The organism is Citrobacter sp. wls706 (assembly GCF_005281305.1).
Lineage (GTDB): Bacteria > Pseudomonadota > Gammaproteobacteria > Enterobacterales > Enterobacteriaceae > Citrobacter > Citrobacter werkmanii.
In genome coordinates, this window is record NZ_SZXG01000032.1 from 432,344 (window position 1) to 442,367 (window position 10,024).

A 10,024-nucleotide genomic window follows, 5' to 3' on the forward strand; every position below is an offset into this window, starting at 1 on the left:
CCCAACCGGAGGGCATCATGCCTGACAATAAAAAAACGGGGCGTTCCAACAAAGCCATGACATTTTTTGTCTGCTTTCTTGCAGCCCTGGCTGGATTACTTTTTGGCCTGGATATCGGTGTTATTGCCGGTGCTTTACCGTTCATCACCGACGAGTTTCAAATTACCCCGCACACTCAGGAATGGGTGGTGAGCTCCATGATGTTTGGTGCGGCTGTAGGCGCTGTTGGCAGCGGCTGGCTCTCCTTCAAACTGGGGCGTAAAAAGAGCCTGATGATTGGCGCAATCCTGTTTGTTGCCGGTTCATTGTTCTCCGCCGCCGCGCCAAACGTTGAAGTGCTGCTGGTTTCCCGCGTGCTGCTGGGCCTGGCCGTTGGTGTTGCGTCTTATACTGCGCCGCTGTACCTGTCCGAAATAGCACCGGAAAAAATTCGCGGCAGCATGATCTCGATGTATCAGTTGATGATCACCATCGGGATCCTCGGCGCTTACCTCTCCGATACCGCATTCAGTTATAGCGGCGCATGGCGCTGGATGCTGGGCGTAATCATTATCCCTGCTCTGTTACTGCTGGTTGGCGTTATCTTCCTGCCGGACAGCCCACGTTGGTTTGCAGCTAAACGTCGTTTTGTCGATGCAGAGCGCGTTCTGTTGCGTCTGCGTGATACCAGCGCCGAGGCCAAACGCGAGCTGGATGAAATTCGTGAGAGTCTGCAGGTTAAACAAAGTGGCTGGGCGCTGTTTAAAGAAAACAGCAACTTCCGTCGCGCAGTGTTCCTTGGCGTGCTGTTACAGGTGATGCAGCAGTTCACCGGGATGAACGTCATTATGTATTACGCGCCAAAAATCTTTGAACTGGCGGGTTATACCAACACCACCGAGCAGATGTGGGGAACGGTTATCGTTGGCCTGACCAACGTACTGGCAACCTTTATCGCCATTGGCCTGGTTGACCGCTGGGGCCGTAAACCTACGCTGATTCTTGGCTTTATCGTCATGGCGGTGGGTATGGGCGTGCTGGGCACTATGATGCATGTAGGTATCCACTCCGCGGCCGCCCAGTACTTTGCCGTGCTGATGCTGCTGATGTTTATCGTTGGCTTCGCGATGAGCGCCGGTCCGCTGATTTGGGTACTGTGTTCTGAAATTCAGCCGCTGAAAGGTCGCGATTTCGGCATCACCTGCTCTACCGCAACCAACTGGATTGCTAACATGATCGTTGGCGCAACCTTCCTGACGATGCTGAACTCTCTGGGCAGCGCTAACACCTTCTGGGTCTACGGCGGTCTGAACGTACTGTTCATCTTCCTGACTCTGTGGCTAATCCCGGAAACGAAAAACGTCTCTCTGGAACACATTGAACGTAACCTGATGAAAGGTCGTAAACTGCGCGAAATTGGCGCACACGACTAATCACTCAAGGCTTCCTCCCCGGGCGGGAGGGAGCCTTCCTCTTGCAGTCCCTTCCCTGTCGCACTATCCTCTTGCGTTATGAAAACCTCCCGACTTCCCATCGCCATCCAGCAAGCCGTTATGCGCAGCCTGCGGGAAAAACTCGCCCAGGCCAATCTCAAGCTGGAACGTCATTACCCGGAGCCAAAGCTTGTTTACCAACAGCGCGGCACCGCCGCGGGCACGGCGTGGCTACAAACTTACGAAATCCGCCTCAACCCGGTGTTGCTGATGGAAAACGTCGATGCGTTCGTTAACGAAGTGGTCCCCCATGAACTAGCACATTTGCTGGTGTGGAAGCACTTTGGCCGCGTCCCGCCGCACGGAAAAGAGTGGAAATGGATGATGGAGAGTGTGCTGGGCGTCCCGGCCCGACGCACGCATCAGTTTGAACTGCAATCCGTTCAGCGTAAAACCTTTGCTTACCGCTGTAAGTGCCAGGAACATCACTTGACCGTTCGCCGCCATAACCGCGTTGTGCGCGGTGAGGCCACCTACCGCTGCGTCCATTGCGGCGAACCACTGATTGCAGAATAATATTCAGAATTATCAGGAACCTTTCTGATCTAGCTGATTGCATACAAGAACAACTTTCGCTACGTTGCGGGCTCGTTTTGACACGGAGTTCGTGATGTACCGTAATCTTTCTTTTGCCGCGGCCATGTTAGCCGCTGCGTTTTCTGGCCCGGTGTTAGCCGAAGGTATCAACAGTTTTTCTCAGGCGAAAGCAGCAGGCGTCAAAGTTAACGCCGATGCGCCGGGAGATTTCTACTGTGGTTGCAAAATTAACTGGCAAGGTAAAAAAGGGGTCGTTGACCTTGAATCCTGCGGCTATAAAGTGCGAAAAAACGAAAACCGCGCCAGTCGTATCGAATGGGAACACGTTGTTCCCGCCTGGCAGTTTGGTCATCAGCGCCAGTGCTGGCAGGACGGAGGGCGTAAAAACTGCGCCAAAGATCCGGTCTATCGCCAGATGGAAAGCGATATGCATAACCTGCAGCCTGCAGTGGGTGAAGTGAATGGCGATCGCGCAAACTTTATGTACAGCCAGTGGAACGGTGGCGAAGGACAGTATGGACAGTGCGCCATGAAGGTTGATTTCAAAGAGAAAGTTGCCGAGCCGCCAGCCCGCGCCCGCGGCGCTATCGCACGCACCTATTTTTACATGCGTGACCAGTACGACCTGACGCTCTCCCGCCAACAAACCCAGCTTTTTAATGCCTGGAACAAGCAATATCCGGTTACCGACTGGGAGTGTGAGCGTGACGAACGCATTGCGAAGGTACAGGGGAACCATAACCCCTATGTGCAACGCGCTTGCCAGGCGCAAAAGAGCTAACCTACACTAGCGGCAATATTTTTAACCATGCCCTGGCCTTTCGCAGCCCAGGGCCATGACGCGGATGTTTAACTATGCGCATTCCTCGCATTTATCACCCTGAGCCACTCGTTTCCGGCAGCCAAATTTCACTATGTGAAGATGCCGCCAACCATATCGGCCGTGTGCTGCGTATGGGACCTGGCCAGGCGCTACAGCTGTTTGACGGTAGCAACCAGGTGTTTGACGCCGAAATCACTCACGCAAGCAAGAAAAGCGTGGACGTGAAGGTGCTTAACGCCGAACTCGACGATCGTGAATCGCCGTTGCACATCCACCTGGGCCAGGTGATGTCGCGCGGCGAAAAAATGGAATTTACTATCCAGAAATCGATCGAACTGGGTGTAAGCCTCATTACGCCACTTTTTTCTGAGCGCTGCGGCGTTAAACTGGATAGTGAACGCCTGAACAAAAAGCTCCAGCAGTGGCAGAAAATCGCCATTGCCGCCTGCGAACAGTGCGGTCGTAACCGGGTGCCTGAAATTCGCCCGGCAATGGATCTGGAAGCATGGTGCGCGGAACAGGACGAAGGGTTGAAACTGAACCTGCATCCTCGCGCCAGCGCCAGCATCAATACGCTGCCGCTGCCGGTAGAGCGCATCCGCTTGCTGATTGGCCCGGAGGGTGGACTGTCGGCAGATGAAATTGCCATGACCGCACGTTATCAGTTTACTGATATTCTGTTAGGACCTCGCGTTCTGCGTACTGAGACAACTGCGCTCACCGCCATTACCGCGCTACAGGTGCGTTTTGGCGATCTGGGCTAACGGAGAAGAACAATGATCAAGCTCGGCATCGTGATGGATCCCATCGCAAGCATCAACATCAAGAAGGATTCCAGCTTCGCAATGCTGCTGGAAGCACAACGTCGTGGTTACGAAATTCACTATATGGAGATGGCCGATCTTTATCTGATCAACGGTGAAGCCCGCGCCCGTACGCGGACTCTGAGCGTAGAGCAGAACTACGACAAATGGTATGAGTTCAAGGGTGAGCAGGATCTCCCGCTGGCCGATCTGGATGTGATTCTGATGCGTAAGGATCCGCCATTTGATACTGAGTTCATTTACGCGACCTATATTCTGGAACGTGCAGAAGAAAAAGGGACGTTAATCGTCAACAAACCGCAGAGCCTGCGCGATTGTAACGAAAAGCTGTTCACCGCATGGTTTGCCGACCTGACGCCAGACACGCTGGTCACCCGTAACAAAGCGCAGTTGAAAGCCTTCTGGCAAAAACACAGCGACATCATTCTCAAGCCGCTGGACGGCATGGGCGGCGCGTCTATTTTCCGCGTGAAAGAAGGTGACCCGAACCTCGGTGTCATTGCCGAAACGTTGACCGAACATGGTGCCCGCTATTGCATGGCGCAGAACTATTTGCCAGCGATTAAAGACGGCGACAAACGCGTACTGGTTGTGGATGGCGAACCCGTTCCGTACTGCCTGGCGCGTATTCCGCAGGGCGGTGAAACCCGTGGCAACCTGGCCGCCGGTGGCCGTGGCGAGCCGCGTCCATTAACCGACAGCGACTGGGAAATTGCCCGCCGCATTGGGCCAACGCTGAAAGCGAAGGGATTAATTTTTGTCGGTCTGGATATCATTGGCGATCGCCTGACGGAAATTAACGTTACCAGCCCAACCTGTATTCGTGAAATTGAAGCGGAGTTCCCGGTTTCGATTACCGGTATGCTGATGGATGCCATTGAGGCGCGTTTGCAAAAATAAAAGAACTCGCCGGTAGAAGGGATCCTACCAATACTCATAGTGACAGCGCTCGTATTTGTACGCATACTGGGCGCTGTTGCTTTTTTGAACCAGGAAACAGAACCTCTGACAATGAATTTACAGCATCACTTTCTTATTGCCATGCCTGCTCTCCAGGATCCGATTTTCCGCCGTTCCGTGGTGTATATCTGTGAACACAATGAGAACGGAGCAATGGGGATTATCATCAATAAGCCTCTGGAAAACTTACAAATTGAAGGGATTCTGGAAAAGCTGAAAATTACCCCTGAAGCGCGCGATCCGGCTATTCGTCTGGATAAACCGGTGATGCTCGGCGGACCGCTGGCGGAAGACCGTGGATTTATTCTGCATACCCCGCCGTCACGCTTTGCATCCAGTATCCGCATTTCAGATAACACCATCATCACCACCTCCCGCGATGTATTAGAAACCTTAGGTACGCAGGAGCAACCCTCTGAGGTGCTGGTTGCGTTAGGCTATTCATCATGGGAAAAAGGCCAGCTGGAACAAGAACTGCTGGATAACGCCTGGCTTACGGCCCCCGCCGATCTCAACATCTTGTTTAAAACGCCGATTGCCGACCGCTGGCGTGATGCGGCAAAACTTATCGGGATAGATATTCTTACCATGCCTGGCGTGGCGGGACATGCCTGATGAGCGGAACATTACTCTCTTTCGACTTTGGTACAAAAAGCATTGGCGTCGCAATTGGTCAGCGCATTACCGGTACCGCGAGACCCTTGCCCGCGATCAAAGCACAGGACGGTACGCCGGACTGGAATCTGATTGAACGTCTGCTGAAAGAATGGCAGCCGGACGAAATCATTGTCGGTTTACCGCTCAATATGGATGGCACCGAGCAACCCCTTACCGCACGCGCACGCAAGTTCGCTAACCGTATTCATGGTCGTTTTGGCGTTACCGTGACGTTGCATGATGAGCGTTTGAGTACCATCGAAGCCCGCTCCGGCCTGTTTGAGCAAGGCGGGTACCGGGCACTGAATAAAGGTAAAGTGGACTCCGCTTCTGCCGTTATTATTCTCGAAAGCTATTTCGAGCAGGGCTACTAAAGCCGTCCCTGCGCCTGGCGCTGCTGCTGGCTCTGCGTAAACGTCTGCATGCCTGTCTGTTGCCCGGTTTGCATTATGCCGGGTAGCTGATGCGTTTTCCCTTCACGGATCAGGTTACCGACGGCGGGCGTGTTGACGAGCAGTTCGAATAGCGCCACGCGTCCTCCCTGCTTATCTTGTTCCAGCTTTTGCGAAAGTACCGCCCGCAGGCTGTCTGCCAGCTGATTACGCACCGGATCTTTCTCCTGTGCGGGAAAGGTATCCACCAGCCGTGCAATGGCCTGCGCCGCCCCTCGCGTGTGTAACGTTGCCAGCACCAGATGCCCGGTTTCCGCAGCCGTTAACGCCAGACGAATGGTTTCCACATCGCGCAGCTCGCCCAGCAGAATGACGTCAGGATCTTCGCGCAGCGCGCCGCGCAAACCGGCGGCGAAAGAAGCGCAGTGTACGCCTACCTCCCGTTGTTGAATGAGACAACGCTGGCTGGTGTAACGATATTCAATGGGATCTTCCAGCGTCAAAATATGTCCCGCGACGTGCTGATTAAGATATGACACCATCGCCGCCAGGGTCGTTGATTTACCGCTGCCGGTGGCGCCTGTCACCAGAATCAATCCATTTTCACTGTGCAGCAACTCTGATAAGGCGGCGGGAGTCTGGAGATCATCCAGGCATGGGCAATCAAGCGGCAACAGCCTTAGCGCCAGAGAGATTCCCTGCTGATGAACAAATGCGCTGGCGCGCAGACGTCGGGAATCTGCCAGCGCAATAGCAAAATCAATCTGCCCCTGTTTCTGCCACTGTACCTGTTGTTGCTCGCTGAGCCAGCACATCAGCAACGTCTCTACGTCAGGCGTGGTAAACGGCGCAATTTCGACATTTCCGCGTATGCGCCAGCGCGCAGGCCATGCATTGCACAGGTGTAGATCCGACACGTTATGCTTTACACTAAGGGCCACTATTTCTTCCATATTCATATGAACATCCTCGGAAAATGAACGATATCGCGCATAACCTGGCACATGTCCGGGACAAAATCTCAGCCGCCGCGACGCGTTGCGGGCGGTCTTCAGAAGAAGTTATGTTGCTTGCAGTCAGCAAAACCAAACCTGCGAGCGCCATCGAAGAAGCCATTACCGCAGGGCAGCGTGCCTTCGGTGAAAACTATGTGCAGGAAGGGGTGGATAAAATCCGCTACTTCCGGGAAAAAGGCGTCAACGATCTGCAGTGGCACTTTATCGGCCCACTGCAGTCCAACAAAAGTCGTCTGGTCGCTGAGCACTTTGACTGGTGCCATACCATTGATCGTCTGCGCATCGCCACCCGTCTGAGCGAGCAGCGCCCGGCAGAACTGCCGCCGCTGAATGTGCTGATCCAAATAAATATCAGCGATGAGAACAGTAAGTCAGGAATTCTGCTTTCAGAGCTTGATGCACTGGCCGCTGAAGTCGCCGCATTGCCGCGTATCAACCTGCGTGGTCTGATGGCAATTCCGGCGCCTGAGTCAGATTATGTAAGGCAGTTTGAAGTTGCACAGCAAATGGCTGTAGCATTTACCGGGTTGAAAACACGCTACCCAGGCATCGACACCCTCTCACTGGGGATGTCTGATGATATGGATGCCGCAATTGCGGCGGGTAGCACGATGGTGCGCATTGGCACTGCCATTTTTGGTGCTCGTGATTACACTAAAAAATAAGGAAAACTAAGGAACACCATGAATACGTTGACCTTCCTGCTCTCAACGGTAATTGAGCTGTATACCATGGCGCTGCTGCTACGCGTGTGGATGCAATGGTCTCGCTGCGATTTTTACAACCCGTTCTCGCAGTTTATAGTGAAAATCACTCAGCCTGTTATTGGGCCGTTACGCCGTGTAATTCCCCCGATGGGGCCGATTGACAGCGCCTCGGCATTAGTTGCGCTCGTTCTCAGCTTTATCAAAGCAATCGTGCTGTTTAAGGTGGTCACGTTCCAGCCGATTATCTGGATCGCTGCCGTACTGATTGTCCTCAAGACCATCGGGCTGCTGATTTTCTGGGTACTGCTGGTGATGGCAATTATGAGCTGGGTCAGCCAGGGCCGTAGCCCTGTGGAATATGTACTGATCCAACTGGCAGACCCGCTGCTGCGTCCTATCCGTCGTATACTCCCGGGCATGGGCGGCATCGATTTCTCGCCGATGATTCTGGTTCTGCTGCTCTATGTGATTAACATGGGTATCGCGGAAGTGTTACAGGCGACAGGCAATATGCTGCTGCCGGGGCTGTGGATGGCGCTATGAGTGCCGTTACACCCTGCGACGACGGTCTGGTTTTACGGCTCTACATTCAGCCTAAAGCCAGCCGTGACAGTATTGTGGGTTTACATGGCGACGAAGTTAAAGTCGCCATTACCGCCCCGCCGGTGGATGGGCAAGCGAATAGCCATCTGGTGAAGTTTCTCGGCAAACAGTTCCGTGTGGCAAAGAGCCAGGTCATCATTGAGAAGGGCGAGCTTGGCCGTCACAAACAGGTTAAAATCATTCATCCGCAACAGATCCCGCCCGAAATTGCGGCGCTAACTGATTAGGTATCCCATGCAAAAAGTTGTCCTCGCGACCGGCAATGCCGGTAAAGTGCGTGAACTCGCCTCTCTTCTGAGTGATTTCGGTCTTGATGTCGTTGCCCAAACGGATCTGGGTGTTGATTCTGCAGAAGAGACCGGGCTGACGTTTATTGAGAATGCCATTCTGAAGGCGCGTCATGCAGCGCAAATTACCGGACTGCCGGCCATTGCTGATGACTCTGGTCTGGCGGTGAACGCCCTTGGCGGCGCGCCAGGCATCTATTCGGCCCGCTATTCCGGCGAAGATGCGACCGACAGGCAGAACCTGGAAAAACTGCTTCATACCCTGCAGGATGTTCCTGATGACAAGCGCCAGGCACAGTTCCACTGCGTGCTGGTCTATATGCGCCACGCAGACGATCCAACGCCGGTAGTTTGCCACGGAAGCTGGCCGGGTATTATTACCCGTGAACCTGCCGGAAACGGTGGCTTTGGCTACGACCCGATATTCTTTGTGCCGACTGAAGGGAAAACGGCGGCTGAACTGACCCGTGAAGAGAAAAGTGCGATTTCTCACCGCGGACAGGCGCTGAAGTTGCTGCTGGATGCCCTGCGTAATGGTTAAGCTTCCGCCGCTAAGTCTTTATATTCACATCCCGTGGTGCGTGCAAAAATGCCCGTACTGCGACTTCAACTCGCATGCGCTGAAGGGCGACGTTCCTCATGACGACTATGTGCAGCATCTGCTGAGCGATCTGGATACTGAGGTGGCCCACGCCCAGGGACGTGAAGTAAAGACCATTTTTATCGGTGGTGGTACGCCGAGCCTGCTTTCTGGCCCGGCAATGCAAACGCTGCTCGACGGCGTGCGCGCACGTCTGAAGCTGGCCGCGGATGCAGAAATCACGATGGAGGCGAATCCTGGTACGGTGGAAGCCGATCGCTTCGTTGATTATCAACGCGCAGGCGTAAACCGAATCTCCATTGGCGTACAAAGCTTTAGCGCCGCCAAACTTAAGCGTCTGGGACGTATTCACGGGCCGGAAGAAGCCAAACGTGCAGCACACCTGGCGAGCGGTCTGGGGCTACGTAGCTTTAATCTCGATCTGATGCACGGCCTGCCGGATCAGTCGCTGGAAGAAGCATTGAGTGATTTGCAGCAGGCCATCGCGCTCAACCCGCCGCATCTTTCCTGGTATCAGTTGACCATCGAACCCAACACGCTATTTGGTTCGCGTCCGCCGGTTCTACCGGACGATGACGCACTGTGGGATATTTTTGAGCAAGGCCACCAGTTGCTGACTGCAGCGGGGTATCAGCAGTACGAAACCTCAGCCTATGCGAAGCCGGGCTATCAGTGTCAGCACAATCTCAATTACTGGCGTTTTGGCGACTATCTTGGCATTGGCTGTGGCGCGCACGGCAAAATCACTTTCCCGGACGGACGCATTTTGCGCACCACCAAAACGCGGCATCCACGCGGATACATGCAAGGACGTTACCTGGAAAGCCAGCGTGATGTTGCCGAAGCCGACAAGCCGTTCGAGTTCTTTATGAATCGTTTCCGGTTACTGGAGGCCGCGCCGCGTGCAGAATTCACGCAATACACCGGGCTTGCCGAAGACGTTATTCGTCGACAGATTGATGCAGCTATCGCCCAGGGTTACCTGAGTGAATGCGATGAATACTGGCAGATTACCCAACACGGTAAGCTGTTTTTGAATTCGCTGCTGGAGCTGTTTCTGGCGGAGTAATACGGTAACGATGTAGGCCGGATAAGGCCTTGAGCCGCCATCCGGCAAATTGCCTGATGGCGCTGCGCTTATCAGG

The 10,024-nt window shown here is 54.1% G+C and carries 13 protein-coding genes; 12 read left to right on the plus strand and 1 reads right to left on the minus strand.

What is annotated here, in order from left to right; translation table 11 throughout:
* The first annotated feature begins 17 nt into the window (after positions 1-17).
* The 7 genes from galP (at position 18) to ruvX (ending at position 5,647) form a co-directional block, all read left to right on the plus strand.
* Positions 18-1,412 (plus strand): galactose/proton symporter, encoded by a 1,395-nt coding sequence (gene galP, locus FDW92_RS15305; RefSeq protein WP_003027074.1) that lies wholly within the window; start codon positions 18-20, stop codon positions 1,410-1,412.
* Between the two features lie 78 nt (positions 1,413-1,490).
* Entirely contained in the window at positions 1,491-1,988 is a 498-nt protein-coding gene (locus FDW92_RS15310; protein WP_042310936.1) for a SprT family zinc-dependent metalloprotease, read from the plus strand.
* A gap of 94 nt (positions 1,989-2,082) precedes the next feature.
* Positions 2,083-2,790: a deoxyribonuclease I gene (gene endA, locus FDW92_RS15315; protein ID WP_042310937.1), complete on the plus strand. Its 708-nt coding sequence runs from the start codon at positions 2,083-2,085 to the stop codon at positions 2,788-2,790.
* Between the two features lie 74 nt (positions 2,791-2,864).
* On the plus strand, positions 2,865-3,596 hold the full coding sequence (rsmE, locus tag FDW92_RS15320; protein ID WP_042310938.1) for a 16S rRNA (uracil(1498)-N(3))-methyltransferase: 732 nt from the start codon (positions 2,865-2,867) through the stop codon (positions 3,594-3,596).
* Positions 3,597-3,608: 12 nt separating this feature from the next.
* Positions 3,609-4,556 (plus strand): glutathione synthase, encoded by a 948-nt coding sequence (gene gshB / locus FDW92_RS15325; RefSeq protein ID WP_042310939.1) that lies wholly within the window; start codon positions 3,609-3,611, stop codon positions 4,554-4,556.
* A 111-nt stretch (positions 4,557-4,667) separates the two neighbouring features.
* The gene (locus FDW92_RS15330) at positions 4,668-5,231 is read left to right on the plus strand and encodes a YqgE/AlgH family protein (protein ID WP_032940453.1); all 564 of its coding nucleotides are present in this window, start codon (positions 4,668-4,670) and stop codon (positions 5,229-5,231) included.
* Positions 5,231-5,647: a Holliday junction resolvase RuvX gene (ruvX, locus tag FDW92_RS15335; protein ID WP_042310941.1), complete on the plus strand. Its 417-nt coding sequence runs from the start codon at positions 5,231-5,233 to the stop codon at positions 5,645-5,647. Before FDW92_RS15330 ends, ruvX begins: the two co-directional genes overlap by 1 nt.
* Here the strand turns inward: ruvX and FDW92_RS15340 are convergent.
* Positions 5,644-6,624, minus strand: a complete 981-nt coding sequence (locus FDW92_RS15340) for a type IV pilus twitching motility protein PilT (RefSeq protein WP_042310943.1) — start codon at positions 6,622-6,624, stop codon at positions 5,644-5,646. The genes ruvX and FDW92_RS15340 overlap by 4 nt on opposite strands.
* A gap of 17 nt (positions 6,625-6,641) precedes the next feature.
* Here FDW92_RS15340 and FDW92_RS15345 point away from each other — a divergent pair, with 17 nt between their 5' ends.
* Genes FDW92_RS15345 through hemW form a run of 5 tightly spaced genes read left to right on the plus strand, consistent with a single transcriptional unit; the run spans position 6,642 to position 9,948 of the window.
* Positions 6,642-7,346, plus strand: a complete 705-nt coding sequence (locus FDW92_RS15345; RefSeq protein WP_042310945.1) for a YggS family pyridoxal phosphate-dependent enzyme — start codon at positions 6,642-6,644, stop codon at positions 7,344-7,346.
* An 18-nt stretch (positions 7,347-7,364) separates the two neighbouring features.
* Positions 7,365-7,931 (plus strand): YggT family protein, encoded by a 567-nt coding sequence (locus tag FDW92_RS15350; protein ID WP_038633609.1) that lies wholly within the window; start codon positions 7,365-7,367, stop codon positions 7,929-7,931.
* The gene (gene yggU / locus FDW92_RS15355) at positions 7,928-8,218 is read left to right on the plus strand and encodes a DUF167 family protein YggU (RefSeq protein WP_042310947.1); all 291 of its coding nucleotides are present in this window, start codon (positions 7,928-7,930) and stop codon (positions 8,216-8,218) included. The genes FDW92_RS15350 and yggU overlap by 4 nt, the downstream gene beginning before the upstream one ends.
* 7 nt (positions 8,219-8,225) lie before the next feature.
* Positions 8,226-8,819: an XTP/dITP diphosphatase gene (locus tag FDW92_RS15360; RefSeq protein WP_038633614.1), complete on the plus strand. Its 594-nt coding sequence runs from the start codon at positions 8,226-8,228 to the stop codon at positions 8,817-8,819.
* Positions 8,812-9,948: a radical SAM family heme chaperone HemW gene (gene hemW / locus FDW92_RS15365; RefSeq protein ID WP_042310949.1), complete on the plus strand. Its 1,137-nt coding sequence runs from the start codon at positions 8,812-8,814 to the stop codon at positions 9,946-9,948. The genes FDW92_RS15360 and hemW overlap by 8 nt, the downstream gene beginning before the upstream one ends.
* Positions 9,949-10,024 lie beyond the last annotated feature (76 nt).